The 16,464-nt window shown below is 66.1% G+C and carries 19 protein-coding genes; 8 read left to right on the forward strand and 11 right to left on the reverse strand.

All coding sequences use genetic code 11. The features are described 5' to 3' along the window. Nucleotides 1-13: 13 nt before the first annotated feature. The gene (locus LDO14_RS05570; RefSeq protein ID WP_223994284.1) at nt 14-583 is read right to left on the reverse strand and encodes an HNH endonuclease; all 570 of its coding nucleotides are present in this window, start codon (nt 581-583) and stop codon (nt 14-16) included. Nucleotides 584-748: 165 nt separating this feature from the next. Between LDO14_RS05570 and LDO14_RS05575 the strand changes: the two genes are divergently transcribed. Next, nucleotides 749-1,255 carry an SRPBCC family protein gene (locus tag LDO14_RS05575; RefSeq protein ID WP_051081402.1) on the forward strand — a complete coding sequence of 169 codons (507 nt, stop codon included), beginning with the start codon at nt 749-751 and terminating at the stop codon, nt 1,253-1,255. Here the strand turns inward: LDO14_RS05575 and LDO14_RS05580 are convergent. The 4 genes from LDO14_RS05580 to LDO14_RS05595 form a co-directional block, all read right to left on the reverse strand. Further along, entirely contained in the window at nt 1,220-1,522 is a 303-nt protein-coding gene (locus LDO14_RS05580) for a YciI-like protein (protein WP_018770461.1), read from the reverse strand. The two genes, LDO14_RS05575 and LDO14_RS05580, sit on opposite strands and share 36 nt — an antisense overlap. 68 nt (nt 1,523-1,590) lie before the next feature. Next, nucleotides 1,591-2,883: an ArgE/DapE family deacylase gene (locus LDO14_RS05585; RefSeq protein ID WP_223994292.1), complete on the reverse strand. Its 1,293-nt coding sequence runs from the start codon at nt 2,881-2,883 to the stop codon at nt 1,591-1,593. A gap of 105 nt (nt 2,884-2,988) precedes the next feature. Beyond that, nucleotides 2,989-4,320: an MFS transporter gene (locus LDO14_RS05590; RefSeq protein WP_018770459.1), complete on the reverse strand. Its 1,332-nt coding sequence runs from the start codon at nt 4,318-4,320 to the stop codon at nt 2,989-2,991. A 171-nt stretch (nt 4,321-4,491) separates the two neighbouring features. Next, entirely contained in the window at nt 4,492-5,685 is a 1,194-nt protein-coding gene (locus LDO14_RS05595; RefSeq protein WP_223994294.1) for a helix-turn-helix domain-containing protein, read from the reverse strand. Nucleotides 5,686-5,842: 157 nt separating this feature from the next. Here LDO14_RS05595 and LDO14_RS05600 point away from each other — a divergent pair, with 157 nt between their 5' ends. Beyond that, nucleotides 5,843-7,537 carry an amidohydrolase gene (locus LDO14_RS05600; protein WP_223994296.1) on the forward strand — a complete coding sequence of 565 codons (1,695 nt, stop codon included), beginning with the start codon at nt 5,843-5,845 and terminating at the stop codon, nt 7,535-7,537. Beyond that, nucleotides 7,534-8,787: a M20 family metallo-hydrolase gene (locus LDO14_RS05605; protein WP_223994298.1), complete on the forward strand. Its 1,254-nt coding sequence runs from the start codon at nt 7,534-7,536 to the stop codon at nt 8,785-8,787. Before LDO14_RS05600 ends, LDO14_RS05605 begins: the two co-directional genes overlap by 4 nt. Before the next feature lie 78 nt (nt 8,788-8,865). Here LDO14_RS05605 and LDO14_RS05610 read toward each other — a convergent pair whose 3' ends face one another. After that, nucleotides 8,866-9,504: a TetR/AcrR family transcriptional regulator gene (locus LDO14_RS05610; protein WP_018770455.1), complete on the reverse strand. Its 639-nt coding sequence runs from the start codon at nt 9,502-9,504 to the stop codon at nt 8,866-8,868. Nucleotides 9,505-9,581: 77 nt separating this feature from the next. Between LDO14_RS05610 and LDO14_RS05615 the strand changes: the two genes are divergently transcribed. Further along, complete coding sequence (locus tag LDO14_RS05615) at nt 9,582-10,097, forward strand: cupin domain-containing protein (RefSeq protein WP_223994300.1); 516 nt, start codon at nt 9,582-9,584, stop codon at nt 10,095-10,097. A 10-nt stretch (nt 10,098-10,107) separates the two neighbouring features. Beyond that, nucleotides 10,108-11,199, forward strand: coding sequence for a HoxN/HupN/NixA family nickel/cobalt transporter (locus LDO14_RS05620; protein WP_223994302.1), 1,092 nt, complete (start codon nt 10,108-10,110; stop codon nt 11,197-11,199). A 24-nt stretch (nt 11,200-11,223) separates the two neighbouring features. Here the strand turns inward: LDO14_RS05620 and LDO14_RS05625 are convergent, their stop codons facing one another. Further along, the gene (locus tag LDO14_RS05625) at nt 11,224-11,886 is read right to left on the reverse strand and encodes a TetR/AcrR family transcriptional regulator (RefSeq protein WP_223994304.1); all 663 of its coding nucleotides are present in this window, start codon (nt 11,884-11,886) and stop codon (nt 11,224-11,226) included. Nucleotides 11,887-11,984: 98 nt separating this feature from the next. Here LDO14_RS05625 and LDO14_RS05630 point away from each other — a divergent pair, with 98 nt between their 5' ends. From LDO14_RS05630 to LDO14_RS05640, 3 genes are read left to right on the forward strand one after another with little or no spacing between them, the layout of a single operon-like run. After that, nucleotides 11,985-12,434, forward strand: coding sequence for a nuclear transport factor 2 family protein (locus tag LDO14_RS05630; protein WP_223994306.1), 450 nt, complete (start codon nt 11,985-11,987; stop codon nt 12,432-12,434). Further along, nucleotides 12,431-13,321 (forward strand): NAD(P)H-binding protein, encoded by an 891-nt coding sequence (locus LDO14_RS05635; protein ID WP_223994308.1) that lies wholly within the window; start codon nt 12,431-12,433, stop codon nt 13,319-13,321. Before LDO14_RS05630 ends, LDO14_RS05635 begins: the two co-directional genes overlap by 4 nt. A gap of 20 nt (nt 13,322-13,341) precedes the next feature. Then, the gene (locus LDO14_RS05640; protein ID WP_223994310.1) at nt 13,342-13,821 is read left to right on the forward strand and encodes a nucleoside deaminase; all 480 of its coding nucleotides are present in this window, start codon (nt 13,342-13,344) and stop codon (nt 13,819-13,821) included. 17 nt (nt 13,822-13,838) lie between these two features. Here the strand turns inward: LDO14_RS05640 and LDO14_RS05645 are convergent, their stop codons facing one another. The 4 genes from LDO14_RS05645 to pdxA all read right to left on the reverse strand — a co-directional run bounded on the left by LDO14_RS05645 (nt 13,839) and on the right by pdxA (nt 16,455). Next, a complete protein-coding gene (locus LDO14_RS05645; protein ID WP_223994312.1) occupies nt 13,839-14,231 on the reverse strand; it encodes a type II toxin-antitoxin system VapC family toxin in 393 nt (130 codons plus the stop codon). After that, a complete protein-coding gene (locus tag LDO14_RS05650; protein WP_026265951.1) occupies nt 14,228-14,494 on the reverse strand; it encodes a type II toxin-antitoxin system prevent-host-death family antitoxin in 267 nt (88 codons plus the stop codon). The genes LDO14_RS05645 and LDO14_RS05650 overlap by 4 nt, the downstream gene beginning before the upstream one ends. 46 nt (nt 14,495-14,540) lie before the next feature. Beyond that, nucleotides 14,541-15,314, reverse strand: a complete 774-nt coding sequence (locus LDO14_RS05655) for a DeoR/GlpR family DNA-binding transcription regulator (RefSeq protein ID WP_223994314.1) — start codon at nt 15,312-15,314, stop codon at nt 14,541-14,543. Between the two features lie 136 nt (nt 15,315-15,450). Continuing rightward, entirely contained in the window at nt 15,451-16,455 is a 1,005-nt protein-coding gene (gene pdxA, locus LDO14_RS05660) for a 4-hydroxythreonine-4-phosphate dehydrogenase PdxA (protein ID WP_056393322.1), read from the reverse strand. Nucleotides 16,456-16,464 lie beyond the last annotated feature (9 nt).

A 16,464-nucleotide genomic window follows, 5' to 3' on the forward strand; every position in this document is an offset into this window, starting at 1 on the left:
CACGCCAACTGCCTCAGGGCAGCGGCTGCCGTTCGCCCACGCTGACGGAGGACGACGGCGGCAGGTACTCACGCCGTCGTCGTTCCATCCGGTGCTGCTGGCCCGGAGACGGGATTCTGGCACGTTTGGCTCGGTTGCACCTGGCGCAGGCCGCCACGAAGTTCTGCAGACTGGTGGAACCGCCCTTGGACCACGGGTAAAAGTGGTCGCCGTGCTCGGCCGGGCGGCCGCAGCGACGCCCAAACCCGGCTTCCAGCTCGCATAGCCCGCCAGCGCGGGCCATCCCTTCGCGGCGCTGCTGGCGGGTGAAGCGCCGCACGGGATCCCGGCGTCGTAGGTCCCGGCTGCTGATGATGGCGGCCGCAATGCCAAGAACGACGGCGGCCACGCCGGGGACAGTGACCGCGGCGACGACGCCGTCGAACAGGCTGCGCAACACCCCGGCGGCGGAGGACGCTCCCGCAGCCGGAGCTGCCTTCGACATGAGCGCTGACATCACCGCGACAGCGAGCCAAACCATCACCGCTGAATACGCCAAGCGAAGCCCCTGCCGGGTCCAATAGATGCGGCTGAGTTCCGGCATAGATCCCCCCTGTTTTGTTCGCCGGAAGCCCCAGATCCCGGTCATCCAGGAAATCGTATAGGCCGGGTGGGCGCGGATGTCCCAGGTTTTACCGAGTTTTTGCTGAACTTCCCCGATCAGGGGCAGCCGCCGTCGGAAGAAGTAACCGTCTGTAAGGATGGACCCATGAATGAGAGCAGCATCCGCCAATTCCAGGAATCCATCACCATCAAGGCATCAGCCGAGACCCTCTACAACCTGGTCTCCGATGTCACCCGCACCGGTGAGTGGAGCCCGGTCTGCACGTCGTGCTGGTGGGACGATCAGGACAGCGCTGGCCAACCCGGCGCCTGGTTCACCGGGCATAACGAGCTCCCGAACCGGACCTGGGAGACCCGCTCGCAGGTGGTGGCTGCCGAACGCGGCCGCGAGTTCGCCTGGGTGGTGGGCGGCAAATTCGTCCGCTGGGGCTTCACGCTCACCCCCGCAGCCGACGGAACCATCCTGAGCGAGTCGTGGGAATTCCTGCCGGAGGGAATAGCCATGTTCAAGGAGAAGTACGGTGAGGCGGCTGACGCCCAGATCGCCGACCGCACCCAGCAGGCGCTGGACGGCATTCCGAAAACGCTCGCCGCTATCAAGCGGATTGCGGAGGATTCAGGGGTGGACGGGGGTGGCCGCCTCTTTTCCTAGCACCGTTGTCCAGGGGCGGGCGGTCCAGGACGTCACGACGCCGGCTTTGACGTAGGGATCGGCGGCTGCAAAGGCCTTTGCCGCCTCGAGTGCGTTCTCGCCGGTGAAGATCAGCAACCCGGTGAAGGGTCCGTCACCAACGGCCCCGCCCAGCAGAAGCTCGCCGCGTTCCACTGCTTCCCAGCCCGCCTTGAGGTGGTCTGAACGGTATTGTCCGCGGGTCTGAAGGTAGTTGTCCTCGTAGGTGTATTCGAGCACGGCGTGCATGTGGTTCCGTCCATTTCGTTGAGTGGTTTCGCTCGTTGTAGAAGTAGCGTACCCATGGCTGGCGCTGCTCAGGGCTCCGAATGGACCCCGGGCTGTTCGTGGATGCCGCACCAGCCGGCGATGAACAGGGCGATGCTCTTGGTGATCCGGCGGATGGATTCGACCGAGACCCGCTCGTCGAACCCGTGGATCGACTCTGAAACGGGGCCGTAGACCAGCGCCGGCGTATCGGCATAGAGCGTGAAGACCCGGCCGTCGAGGTAGCCCGGCGTGGTGAAGCTTTGCAGTTCACTGCCGAACACCTGCTCATGGGTGCGCTCCAGCATGGCCTCTGCTTCGCTTCCGGGCTCCAGCGCATAGCCCTCGGAGAAGAAACCTGTCTTCACTCCGACCGCGTTGATCGGGTCGGGTCCCCGGCCCAGGGAGGCAAGGCAGTCCTGAAGTTCAGCCCATGCCTGCTCCGCGGGGATGCCGGGATATATTGCCGCGCGCACGTCGAACTCGCACCAGGCCGGGACGCTGGAGGGCCAGTCCCCGCCCTGGATGCCGCCGAAGTTGAAGTTGATGGGGTGGTCCAGGTCTTCGAAGTAGCGGTGCTGTCCGCGGTCCGCATTCCACTTCTCTTCGACCTCCCGCAGCGCAGAGATTGCCGTATACGCTGCGTCGATGGCGTTGAAGCCGGTGCCCATCTCACGGGGATGGGTCGGATTCCCGGTGACCCTGACCCTGAACCAGAGCACGCCGACGTTGGCGCGCACCAGCATGTCTTCTTCTGGTTCGGGGATGATGACGGCGTCGGCACGATAGCCGCGCATCAGTGCGGACAGGGAGCCGTTGCCTGTGCATTCCTCCTCGACGACGGACTGGAAGTGGATGCGGCCGGCGGGCTCGAACCCCGCCGCGCGGACAGCGTCGAAGGCGAAGAGGTTGGCTGCGAGACCTGCTTTCATGTCTCCGGCGCCGCGGCCATACATCCATCCGTCGATGATGGGGGCGTCCCAAGGGTAGCGGGACCAGGACTCGGACGGACCCTCGGGGACGACGTCGATGTGGCCGTTAAGGATAAGGGATCGGCCCTGCTCGGAGGCTGGACGGTACGTGCCAACCACGTTGGTCATGCCCGCATAGGAAACCGTTGTGGGCCCGTAGCCCTCATGGGCGGACAGGTCATCGGCGTCCAGCTCCCACCGGTCCATCTCCAGGCCACGGCCTGCCATGGCCGCATGCATCAGGTCCTGGGCGCTGCCCTCCCGGGTGCGCAGCGACGGGTGCTTGACCAGGTCCTGGGTGAAGGTCAGCTGGGCATCGAAGGCGGCGTCGACGGCCTCCAGGATGCGGAGTGTTTGGTCGTCACTGAGCAATTTTGTCTCCTAACGAAACGGGGAGCCGTCCGGTGGACGGCTCCCCGTTCTGGTGGTTGAGCATTCGAAAGAGGGTAAAGCTTGGGCTACTGTCTGCGGCCGGCCCTAGCTGCCGGCGACAAGCTTCTTGTCCTGGACCCGCAGGCGCTCGCCGAAGAACCCGCCGACGGCGGTGAGCAGGGAGATGATCGCCAGGATCAGGGCCGCACCCCACGACTGGTTACCGGAGACGCCCAGCATTGCCGTGGCCAGCAAGGGCATGAATCCACTGGTGGCACCTGCGATGTTATAGCCCAGGGCCACACCGGAGTAGCGCAGCTTCGGCGGGAACAGCTCGGTCAGCAGGGCACCGTTGACGGCGTACGCCACCGCTATAAGCATGATCCCGACGGTGATTGCCAGCGTAATCAGCAGTGGGGATTTCGTGTCAATCATGGCGAAGAGGGGGAAAGCGGCGACGGCGCTGACGATACCGCCCCACATGGTGACCTTGCCCGGCCCGATCTTCTCTGCGAGCCGGCCCATGAGGAACGTGACTCCGATCTGGGCCACGGCGGCAACCAGTGTTGCGTTGACCATGACGTTCCGGTCCACCTTCAGGGTGTTGGACCCGTAGCTCACCGCGAAGGTGGTGATCATGTAGAAGCCACCCACGCCGAGGAGGGCCGCGAGTACGGCCACGAGCAAGCGGCCGGAGGCGTGGCGGAAGACCTCGAACGCCGGAACCTTGGACGTTTCACCCTGGGCGAGCAGATCCTTGAAGATGGGGGATTCTTCCACCTTGAGGCGGATCCAGAGCGCGATGCCGAGCATGGGGAAAGCCAGCAGGAATGGAATCCGCCAGCCCCAGGCGTCAAAAGCTTCCGACGGGAATAGGAGGACGAGCGAGAAGGCGCCCGAGGCCAGCAGCGTAGCCACCGGCGAACCGACCTGTACCAAGGCGGCGTACCGGCCCCGCTTTTCAACGGGGGCATGCTCGACGGCCATGGTTACCGCACCGCCCCATTCACCGCCGACAGCCAGGCCCTGGACAAGCCGCAAGACGGCGAGCAGGATGGGCGCCGCCAGGCCGATGCTGCCGAAATCGGGCAACAGGCCGATGAAGGCCGTGGCCGCGCCGATCATGACGATGGTCATCAGCAGCGCGGGCCGGCGTCCGTAACGGTCGCCGATGTAGCCAAAGATCATGGCCCCGATCGGACGGGCTGCGAAGCCGACGCCGAACGTGGCAAAGGAGGCCAGCAGCGCCGCGGTGGGGTCCATATTGGTGAAGAACAGCCGGTTGAAGACCAGCGCCGCAGCCGTGCCGAAGAGGTAGTAGTCGTACCACTCCAGCGCGGTCCCGACGAAGGCGGCACGGGCAATCTTTCCTGCGTCCTTGCCGGAGATCACCGGAGGAGCACCTGCGGCGGGGGAAAGTGAATTTGAGGTGGTCACTGCGTGGGCCCTTTCGAGCGGGGTTGAGTTCTTGCATCTCGGGTCCCGCGGCGGGCGAAGGGCGATGGCCTGCACTGCTGCGGTGATTATTCGAGAGTAGGTGAGTGATAACGCCCTAAACAATGATAATTTCCACCCACTTTCGGCCCCTTTCTTAGGCATTTTCACAAACTAGTCGGTGAACTCGCTGTAGCGGCTGAGGGCGATGAGTGCCCGCGCGGCCTCGCCCGGCACTGTGAGGTCAAGGCCGATCGCCTCGTGAAGGCTGTGGAGGCGGTTCACTACGGTGTTGCGGTGGCAGAACAGCTCCTCCGACGTTTCTTTGATGGATCCGGTCCGCCCATAGCTGCGTGCCACCTCCAGCAGGCGTTGGCGTTCGACGGGCGTGCACTTGTCCAGAGCGTTCTTTATGGAGGTGGAAAAGCCTGGAAACTTCTGCTCCAGGAGGCCGCTGGCGATTCCCATCCATGCGTCCTCCATCGTGGCCAGCCGGGTGCCGCGGCGCTTCTGCTGTGCCAGCACAAGTGCCGAAGCCGCAGCGGAGGGAACGGCATCCAGTCCCTCCACTCCCGGTACGTACCCGGCAGGAAAGGCCGGCGGTTCGTGACGCCAGGTCAGCCCCTTCCGCTGCTGCCGGAAGACATACAGGACTCCGCTGTTCTCGTACATGTAGATGCTGTGGTCGGACTCGAACTGCTGCTGGGCCTGGGATACGGCGTCCAAGGTCACTGCGAGCACTTCGAAGGTCCCGGTGGCCTGCACTTCGAGGGCCGCTGCAAGGTCCTGGACTTCACGTGGGGTGCCAGGTCCGGCATTGAACAGCCGGGAAAGCAGGCGCTGGCGGTACAACTGCTTGTTGCGGGCCAGGCGGGCCTCTTCCTCGGCATAGGCCTGTTGGATGCTGGTCACGTAGCCTTCGACGGCGTCCAGGACCCGGTCCATGTTGGCCACCAGGACACCGATCCCCTTGTCCCGCGCGACCCGTTCCAGCCCCTTCCAGAGAACACGGAAGTCATTGCGGATGGCTACCAGGAACGCGTCGAGGGGAACGCCCTGGCGGGCGCGCCGGGCGGCCACCTCGCGGGGAAGCGTCTGCAGGTCCGGGGGGAGCTCCAACCCGGCCATCTGATAGAGGAACATGTCCATGGTGTCCGCTGCGGTCCGGTAGATGTCCTCCTTGGGAACCACTGCTTCACCATAGGAAATGGAGGAAAAACGCTCCAGGAAGTCGTCCACCAGCAGGGATCGATCCTTCCAGAGACTCTCCAGCAACTCGGTCCATTCCGGCTCGGTGGGACGGCCGGGACGGAACTCCCTGGCGGTCGTACCGTAGGATCGCGCATCGTCACCATCATTTGCTGTCATGCAGGCATTTTATGCAAAAGCCTAAAGTTTGACCATGAAACAGCGTTCTATATCCATTGAAGGCAGCGATATCACAGAGTTGAATGGACGGAGCCGCACTTTCAGGCCGCGGCCCTAACTCCTCGGAAAGGCCCGGGGACCCTAGCAAAGAGGATCCATGCCCTTCGATCTCCTGATTCGCAATGCACGCATACTGACCCAGGATGCCTCCCGCCCCACCGCGACAAGCCTGCTCATTCACGACGGCAGAATCCTCGATGTGGATCCCGACGCCGGCCTTTGCGGCCACGCCCTCTGGACCATTGATGCCGCCGGAACCACGATTGTCCCTGGGTTCAATGACGTCCACGCGCACAGTGTCTGGTTCGGTCTGGGGCTCATGGAGGCCAACGCAGGGGCAGCGGCAAATCTGGACGGGCTGTACCAGATCATCGCCGAGGCCGCCGCCGAAATGGCCCCGGGGGAGTGGGTTGTGGCATCCGGTTACAGCCCGCTGCTGCTCGACGGCCGGCAACCGGACAGGGACCGGTTGGATGCGGCGGCCGGGGGACGTCCAGTGTGGATCAAACACTCCTCCGGCCACGCCTGCACGGTCAACGGCGTAGCACTGGAGCTCGTAGCCGCCCAGGCCGATCTCAGTGCACCGATCGAAGGCGGAGCCGTCGTCATGGGCGAAGATGGCCTGCCGACGGGGCTGCTGGAGGAAAACGCCATGCGATTGGTGCAGGACATCCTGCTGCCGTATCCGCTGGAGACCATTGAACGCGCACTGGATCTGGCCACGTCACACTACCTCTCCGAAGGAATTACCAGCGTCACGGATGCGGGCATCGCCGGTGGCTGGATCGGCTATTCGCCGCGGGAGTTCGCCGCGTACCAGAATGCCCGCGACAAGGGGATGCTGAGCGTCAGGATGCAGCCAATGCTGGTTATGGATGCCCTCCACGATGTGCCCGGCCACGCCGATGACCCGGCCTCCACAAGCCTCGACGCCGGAATCCGCACCGGCTTGGGCGACGATTGGCTGCGCCTGGGACCGGTGAAGATCTTCAGCGACGGTTCGCTCCTTGGCAGTACCGCCTACATGACCGAGGACTATGTCGGCTGCACCCACAACCACGGCTACCTGCAAATGGACGCGGACCAGCTGCGTGAGTCGGCGCTCAGCGCCTACCGGGCGGGCTGGGCGATTGCGATGCATGCCATCGGGGACCACGCGATCGACCACGCTATTGACATCATCACTGAGGCGCAGGAAAGGTTCGGTTCCAACGCACAGCCCAACCGGATCGAGCACGGCGGCGTGGCCCGCCCCGATCAGCTTGACCGGATAGCCCGGGCCGGCATCGTGCTGGTCCCGCAGCCGCACTTCATCACCGAGTTTGGAGACGGTATGGCCCGCCTGCTGGGCCCCAAACGCACCTCGTGGTCCTATCCCGCCAAAAGCCTGCTGAAGCGAGGAGTTACACTGCCGGGAAGTTCAGACCGCCCCGTCTCTAACGGCCGGCCCCTGGATGTCATGCAGTCGTTCGTGGAGCGGCTGACTCCTTCAGGCGACGTGTACGGCCCGGCCGAAAGGATCACCGCGGCCGAAGCGCTGGCAGCCTATACCACGGGATCGGCCGCCGCCACGGGAGCCGGGCACATCAAGGGCCGCTTGGCACCGGGGTACCTGGCGGACCTCGTGTTCCTGGACCAGGACCCCACCGCCGTGGACCCCTCAAACATCTCAGCCACCCGCGTGCTCGCCACCATGGTGGGCGGGCAAATCCGTTTCGGCGAGGAAAATCTGCCGGCGCCGGTCCGCGCCACAGACCTTGAGGCAGCATTGACAGGGAAGGAAACCCCATGAGCACCGCACACGACGAGTTCCTCGCAGACTTCGCCACGATGTCTGGCTTCGGCGCCACGCCCGGGGGAGGCGTGGACCGGCAGGCCGGCACGGCCGCAGACCATGCCACGCGGGCATGGTTCAGCCAATGGCTGGCCCAGCACGGCTATACCGAATCAGTGGACGGGGCAGGCAACCAGTTCGGCACCCTGGACCTGGTCGCCGGCGCCCCCTATGTGCTGGTCGGCTCACACCTGGACTCCCAGCCGCTGGCCGGACGATACGACGGGGCCTATGGCGTGCTCGCAGCGGCCCATGCAGGCGCCCGCGTCGCTGCGGAAGTCCAGGCCGGAAAGCTCCGCCCGACCTACAACCTGGCCGTTGTGAACTGGTTCAACGAGGAAGGCAGCCGCTTCGCGCCCAGCATGATGGGAAGCTCTGTCTTCACCGGGAAGCTGCCGCTTGAGGACGCGCTTGCCACCGCAGACCCTGCCGGAATCACAGTGGCGGAAGCCCTGGCCGCCGGACACAGCACTTCGCAAGGAAACGCCCCGGTCCTCGCCGAGGTTGCACGCTATGCCGAGATCCACATCGAGCAGGGCAGGAACCTGGAAGAAACCGACACCCAAGTGGGGATCGTGGACCGCACCTGGGCCGCCAGCAAGTACCGGGTTACCGTGGACGGAGCCCAGTCACACACTGGCGCCACCCGCATGGAGGACCGCCGTGACGCCCTCTTTGGGGCCGCGCTGGTCATCGCCGCCGCTCGTGAACTGACTGCGGAATTCGAGCCCGGGCTGCTGCACACATCGGTATCCGAGCTGTATGTCCTGCCGAACTCACCGGTCACCATCGCCCGCCAGGTCCTGATGAACCTGGATCTGCGCTCACCGGACGAGTCCGTCCTGGGCCTCGCCATGGAACGGCTGGGCAAGAGGATTGTCGACGCCGAGGCAGATTCCCGGGCGGACATCCGCCTGGACCTGACGCACAACTGGGGTGTGGTGTCCTACCAGTCCAAGGGCGCGGCCTTGGGCAGGGTAAGCGCAGAGAGTTTGGGCTACAGCCACAGGGACGTGATGACCGTCGCCGGGCACGATTCCACCAACATGAAGGATGTGGTTCCGACCGTCATGCTCTTCGTTCCCAGCGTCGAAGGCATCTCGCACAACGAAGCGGAGTACACCCGCGACGACGACGCGTTGCGCGGCGTCGAACTGTTGACGGACGTCACGCGGCGGCTTGTCTGCGGCGAATTGGAAGAGGACTGAGCCGGTAGCCTTTCGAACCAGGCGTTTCGGGGAAGGTTAAGAGGCATGAGCGGTAGGGCCTTGCCCGCTTGGGTGGCCCTACTGTCCTGGCACGGGGGCGCCGGCGCCCCGCCGCAGGCCGGCCGTCACCCCAGCCAAGTCCGTCATGGCGTGGACGGCGTCCTCATTTGCGAGCCCGTTCTCGTGGCAGAGGGAACGCCAGGTCCAGAAGGACACCGCGTGGGCGACGACGGCGCGCAGCCTGGCGCTGCCTGGCTCCGGAAATGCCTCCAGGAGGCGGTCACGGAAGAACGTGTCGCGCTCCCGGAGGCCTGTGCGGTGCTTTTCCGGAAGGGCGGCCCAATCGCCGTAGATGTTCCTGAGCATGGGCTCGCCGTCGCGGTAGAACCGGTACAGGTCTGTGAGTCCGGCATGGAGGCGTTGGAGGGGGTCCGGGTGCTCACACCACGCCGAAGGATCTGGCAGCTGCTGTTGTGAAAGCCAGTGCGAGGAGCAGGCGGAGAACAGCGCTTCCTCGTCGGCGAAATGACGGTAGACCGTCAGCCGGGTGACCTGGGCCTGCTCAGCGATGCCCGCAATGGTGGTCCGGGCAGGGCCGACTGACCCGTGGAGCGCCACCGCCGCGTCCACGATGCGCTGCCGGGTGGTGTCCACCTGCTCGGCACGCTTGTTCATCTGGTACTTGCGCGCTTTGGCTGAACGCTGCTGTTCACTCAAAGTATTGACACCGGTCCTGCGTGGGCTGACAATTCGATATACACCACTGTATATCGAAATTGAAAGGGATGGATGCCATGGGCGCTGAGGAGGCTCCGCGGCTGACAGTCGTGCAGCCTGGGGAGGGACGCCAGGGCAGTCTCGGAAGTATCGGGGTTGTCTTCAAACTGTTCGGTGAACACACCAACGAGCAGATCTCCATCGTGGAACACCCGTTTCCGGTGGGGGCCTTGGTTCCAGTGCATATGCACAGCCGTGAGGACGAATACTCAATCGTCCTGGAAGGCGAGATCGGATTCCGGTCCGGTGAGCGCGAGGCAGTGCTGGGTGCCGGGGGCTACATCACCAAGCCGCGCGGCGAACTGCACACCATGTGGAATGCGGGGAAAGTTCCGGCGCGGATGATCGAAGTCATCAGCCCGGCCGGGTTCGAGCATTTCTTCTGGGGACTGGCCGACCAGCTTGAAGCCGGTGGACCGCCGGACCCTGAAGCCATCGGCAAACTGGCGGCAGAATACGGCCTCCAGTTCGGCGAGGCGCCATGGCTGCCGGGCATCATCGCCCGGTACGGGCTAAATCCACCCATGGGCTGACGGGAAGGCCATGGGCCTCCAGGTTCCCCTTTACCGAACGGGACGGCGACTTGGCCCCGCCGCGCAGAAGCCGGGCGCGCCGCTGGCCGGAATGGCCGCCGTCGTACTTCTGCTGCACGTGGTGGGCTGGGGAGTGCTGGTGCTGGGCGTCGTCCCGCAGAACCTCCTCCTGGGCTCGAGCCAGGTCTTCGGACTGGGGATCGGGCTAGGTGCCTACCTGCTGGGCATGCGCCACGCCTTCGACGTGGACCACATCGCCGCGATCGACGGCACCACCCGAAAGCTCATGGGTGAGGGCCTTCGGCCCGTCTCCGTCGGTTTCTGGTTCTCCCTTGGCCACTCCAGCATCGTCCTTGGCCTCTGCCTGCTGCTGGCTGCGGGAGCCCGCATCCTGGGAAACCAGCTCGGAGATGGCGCCTCGTGGTGGCGGGAGGTCCTGGGACCAGTGGGCGCGACCATCTCAGGACTGTTCCTGTACATCCTGGCCTTCCTCAACCTTGCCCTGCTGGTCCGCGTCGCCACGGACTTCCGGCTGCGGGCGGGGCAGCCGGGATTGGGGACGACTGTGGAGGTCCAGGGCCTTCTGGTCCGCCTGCTGCGCCCGGTCATGCGGAGCATCACCCGGCCCGGCCAGATGTATGTGGTGGGCCTGCTGTTCGGCCTGGGATTCGATACGGCCACCGAGGTGGCGCTGCTGGTTGTGGCCGGGGGAGCGGCGGCGGTGGAACTTCCGTGGTACGCCGTCCTCACCCTGCCCGTCCTCTTCGCGGCGGGCATGAGCCTGCTCGACAGCCTGGACGGATGGTTCATGAACGCGGCCTACGGTTGGGCGTTCGCGCACCCGCGCCGGAGGCTGCTGTACAACCTGCTGTTGACCGGGCTCTCGGCCACCGTGGCGCTGGGTGTGGGGACCGTGGAACTGCTGTCCGTGGTCACGGCGAATACGGGAGCCGTTTCCGGGGTCTTTGCGGCCATCGGCGGCATCGATCTGACCGGCCTTGGCTACGCCGTGGTGGGCGTGTTTGTTCTCGCCTGGCTGGCCGGGGTCTTCATCTGGAGGTTCCGGGGCGGCGCGCCCACCGTCGCCAGCCTGGAGGAGTGAGCCGCCATCAGGTTGCCCTTTGCCTCAGTCTTCCGGCAGGAGGTTGGCCGCCAAGGTGCGGGCCATGAACGCCCCGAAGCGCTCCGCGCTCCAGCCGCGCTTGAGGACCAGGGTTTCGTAGAGTTCGGCCGAGGTGCTCATGAAGAAGACGTCGGCCACCTCCTCCGCCGTCAGGCCCGGCCGCAGGAATCCCCTCCCGAGCACCTGGCGCGCGTTGTGCAGCATCCGTTGGTACCGCCCGTCATCAACGTCGCGCAGGAGCGCGGCCATGTCCTGGTCCCCGCTCGCCGCGGCGTCCCGGATGAGGAGGTAGACGGGGGAGCCCAGCGGGCTCACCTCGGAAATGAAGCGGCCGAACTGCTCCATGAGTTCGCGGGGATCGGTGACAGTGGCCTGGGCGCGGTCCGACCGCTCTTCCGCCGGCGGGCCGCCGGCGCCCAGCAGGCTCCGTTCGTAGATGGCCCGCACCAGCCCAGGCTTTCCGCCGAACCCCTTGTACACGGACTCCTTGGAGACGCCGGCCGCGTGGGCGATGGCGGCGATGGTGGTCCGGCCGTAGCCGTGGGCCAGGAACAGCGCGCGGGACTCGGCCAGCACCCGTTTCCTGGCTTCCCCGGCAGCCTCCTGCCGGCGCCGGGCGTCGTAGCTGCGGGAGCGGGGTGGCGCACCATTGACCGCGGGTCCCATCGGGCTTAAGCTCCTTGTATCAGTTAGATACAGCTGACTGTATCAAATTCAGTGTACCAGCCTCTCCGCCTCCCGCGACGGAACCTAAGGAGCAGATCATGGACGCTTCAGGAATCGAGCGCGTCCCCGAAGGCCCGGTCCGGCGCATGCTGGCCGCGGCCAACCGCCATGACCTCGAGGCCATGGTGTCCCAGTTCGCGGAGGACTACCGGAACACCGCCCCCGTTCACCCGGCCCGCAGCTTCACGGGCTCCGCGCAGGTCCGGAAGAACTGGACGGCGCTCTTTGCCGGCCTGCCGGACCTCACCCTGACGGTCCATGACGCGGCAACCGGACCGGACGGCAAGGTCTGGATGGAATGGAGCAACCGCGGCACCCGGCCGGACGGATCCGTGCAGCGCGCCGCAGGGGTGGCCATCTTCACCCTCCGCGACGACAAAATTGCCGCCGCCCAGTTCTACCTCGAACCCGTGGACCAGGACTCCGGCGACGTGAACGAAGCCGTCCGGGAGGCAGTCCATGGTGCGGCCGGAGGTGACCGGTCATGATCCTGGTGGTCGGCGGTACAGGCCGCCTTGGCCGCGCCGTGGTTCCCCTGCTCGTTGCCGCAGGGCAACAGGTCCGCATCATGGCCCGGGGCAAGTCCCAGCCCTTCCCGCAAAAGATGGGCGGCGGCGTCGAACTCCTTCACGGGGACCTCGGCTCCGACGCGGACTGTCGGCAAGCGGTGGCTGGCTGCACTGGGGTGGTGTTCGCGGCGTCGGGGTTCGGGATCAAGGACTCCAGCCCGCGTGCGGTCGACCGCGACGGCGCCATCCGGCTGGTCCGCGCGGCGGCCGCGGCCAGAGTGCGGCACGTGGTGATGATGTCCATGCCCGGCGCTGCCGCGGACGGGCCCATTGATTTCCTGCGCTGCAAAGCCGCGGCCGAGGACGCCGTGCGCTCGTCGGGCATGGACTGGACGATCGTCCGGATCGGTGCCCTCCTGGAACAGCGGCTTGAGATCATGACGGCCCCGCTTGAGTCGAAGGGCAAGGTGCCCGTGTTCGGCTCGGGGTCCGCCCCGGTGACCTATACCTCGGTCCGGGACGCGGCCGTCGTCGTGGTCCGTGCCCTCCGCGACCCGGCGCTGCGGAACCGCGTCATCGAATGGGGCTCGCAGACGCTCACCGCAAATGAGGTGGCGGAGGCTCTGCTTGCCCGGGCCGGCCGTGGATCGGTCCAGCGGGTTCCGGCGGCCGCCGTCCGGCTGCTGTCCGTGGCGGCCAGGCCGTTTTCACCGTTCCTTGCCCGGGTGGCGGGTGCCGCGGCCTGGGAGGAATCGGGGGCGGCGGCGTTCGAGTTTGGTCCAGCGCGGGCCGGGTTTCCCGACATCCCGGTCACCGGGCTGCAGCAGGTCCTCGAGGCGTCCGGCGCTCCGGGATCTCTGGCCTAGCCGCGTGCAACAATGGCGCCATGACCCATGAGCAGCATGAATCCGCCGCGCCGGAACCGGACCGCGCCGCCCACCCCGCATTCGAAGCCGCCTACCAGGCCGCCCAAAAGAGCCTGGCCGAGGGCGGGATCCCCATCGGGGCGGCGCTCGCCCGGGACGGCGTGGTGGTTGCCAGTGGGCATAACGAGCGGGTCCAGAACGCCGATCCGATCGCGCACGGGGAGATGTCCGCGCTGCGCGCCGCCGGCCGGCAGAGGAGCTACCGGGACACCACGCTCTACACCACGCTGGCACCCTGTGCCATGTGCGCGGGAACCATCATCCAGTTCAAGATCCCCCGCGTGGTGGTGGGGGAGGCACAAACGTTCGACGGCGAACTGGAGTTTTTGCGGTCACGTGGGGTTGAGGTGGTGGTGCTGGACGATCAGCGCTGCGTGGAGATGATGCGCACCTTTCAGTCCGGCCACCCGGAGCTGTGGGCGGAGGACATCGCGGAGTAGGGGTGCGGGGCAGCTGGTTAGCTGCCCGGGGAGATCGTGTGAAGTCCTGCTCGGGTTGCTGCCCCCAGCAGTTCCTTGTCGAAGGCGATCAACCGGTCTGCTTCAAGCCTGATCGCAGCCGCGAGGTGGATCGCGTCCGCGCTGCGCAATTTGCCTGGCAGTGCGGCCGCGTACAGGAGGTCTGAACGCGTCAGGTCCACCAGGTTGATTCCGGTCAACACCGCGTTGACCAGTTCCGGCGGCAGGCCGCGGCGGTTGGCGGCGCAGTGCAGCTCTGTGTGAAGGAGCATCGAGGCAACAAGTCGGTCACCCGGCTGCGCCGCCGTTGAAAGAAACTCCGCAGTGGGACCGGACTCGGGTTCCTCGACCACCAGTTTCAGGGCCGCCGACGTGTCGACGTAGAGAATCACCGGTCGCCGCGGAGGTCGGCGATTATGTCGGCCGTGCCCACATCAGACGTCACGCGTTGGAGCAACTGGAAGTCGACCGGGCTTTCCGCGGCCTGCCGCACGCTGCCGGACAGGAGCAGACGCTCGAAGGGTGAGGCTGCAGGCGGGATAAGCGTGGCGGCAACTTCGCCGTTATTCGTGACATCGATGGTTTCGCCGTTTTTCACCCGCTCCAGGATTTTGCTGCTTTGATTCCTTAGCTCGCGGTGGGGGATTGTTGTCATGGCACACCTCCGTAGCAATCGTAGCATTCGCTTCGAAGCCTAGGACTTAACGCCTGACCGCAGCCACCTCAACCTGTACCCCGGCGTCCCGGAACTTCTGCACCTGGGCGGGGTCGGCGCCGTCGTCCGTCACCAAAGTCCATGGCAGCGCCAGCCGCACCCAGGCGTGGAACGGACGCAGCCCCAGCTTGGAGGAGTCGGCCAAAACATAGACTTCCCGGCCGCGCCGGGCCATCAGCTCCTTGAGCCGGGTCTGGGCATGGTCGGCTTCGCAGATGCCGTCCTCGGCGGTGACGGCGTCGGCGCCCAGGAACACGCGGTCAAAGCTCATCCGCTCCAGCGCCGCCTCCGCCAGCGGACCCACAAAACTCTGCGAAAGGCTGCGCAGCCGGCCGCCCAGGCAGTCCACCTCGATGCCCTCGGACTCGGCCAGTTCCTGCATGGTGTTGATGCCCGGCGTGGTGACCGCGAGCTTCCCGAACCCGCGCAGTTCGTGGGCCAGGGCACCCACGGTGGAGCCGGCGTCGAGCAGGATGTTTTCCCCGGGCTGGATCACGGCCGCCGCCCAGCGGGCGATGGCGTGCTTCTGCTCGAACGCCTCGCCGGTGCGCTGCCGCAGCGACGCCTCGGGGTGGGCGCCCAGTGCCATGGCACCGCCGTAGGTGCGGGCCAGCCGGCCCTGCCCGTTCAGCAGCGCCAGGTCGCGGCGGATGGTGGAGGCCGTCACCTGGAACCGGGCGGAGAGTTCCTCCACGGAGGCCAGGCCGGTGGTCACGGCAAGGTGGTAGATCTCCTCACGCCGCGCGTTTGCGCTGAGCATTCCCGGTCTCCTTTCCGTGGGCATGGCTGTGGCAGTGCTAACCATGCTAGTTCCGGCTCCGGCAAGGTCCGCAGCCCGGAGCCGGCAAAACGGCCGGTCAGCAATATTACGCTGACCGGCCGATTCTTCCGTGCGGCTAGGGGGCCTCGTCGCGCGACGGCGCCAGGTCAACTGCCTGCCGCAGTGCCTCCAGCAGCGACTCGTGGTCCGCGATGTTCTTGCCCGCGATGTCGAACGCCGTGCCGTGGTCCACGGACGTGCGCACCACGGGCAGGCCCACCGTGATGTTCACGCCGTTCTCCAGGCCCAAAACCTTCACCGGGCCGTGGCCCTGGTCGTGGTACTGGGCCACCACCAGGTCGAAGTCGCCGCGGCCGGCCAGGAAGAAAAGGGTGTCCGCCGGGAGCGGGCCAAAGGCGTCGATCCCGTCCGCCTGGGCCTTCTCGATGCCCGGCTGGATCTTCTCCGCCTCCTCGCCGTAGCCGAACAGCCCGTTCTCGCCCGCGTGCGGGTTGATGGCGCACACGGCGATCCGCGGGTTCTCGATGCCGGACGCGCGCAGCAGTTCATAGCCCCGCTTGATGGTCCGGTACACCAGGTCGCCGTTGATCTTGGCGATCGCATCGATCAGGCCGATGTGGGTGGTCACGTGGATGACGCGCATCTTGGGCGCCGTCAGCATCATGGACACTTCCTCGGTGCCGGTCAGTTCGGCAAGGAGTTCGGTGTGGCCGGGGAACTTGTGCCCGGCCGCGTGCAGCGCCGCCTTGTTCAGCGGCCCGGTGCAGATGGCGTCCACCTGCCGGTCCATGGCCAGCTGGACGGCCTTCTCGATAAAGAGGTAGGACCCGTGTCCGGCGGCGGCGGAGAGCTCGCCCCAGGCAAGGTCCTCCGGGATGCAGTCGATGTCCAGCACGTCGATGGTGCCTTCCTCGAACAAAGCCTCGGACGGCTCCAGGACCGGGCGCAGGGTCAGCGGGCTGGCGACGATGTCCGCTGCCAGCCGCATCCGGCGGAGGTCGCCGATGACCAGCATCCGCGCCTTTGACCGAAGCTCCGCGTCGGCAAGCGCTTTGACGATGATTTCCGGGCCAATGCCGGCCGCATCGCCCATGGTGATGGCAACAATCGGGCGTCCCATTATTTGATA

Origin of the sequence: Arthrobacter sp. NicSoilB11, assembly GCF_019977375.1 — a bacterium.
Classification (GTDB): Bacteria; Actinomycetota; Actinomycetes; order Actinomycetales; family Micrococcaceae; genus Arthrobacter.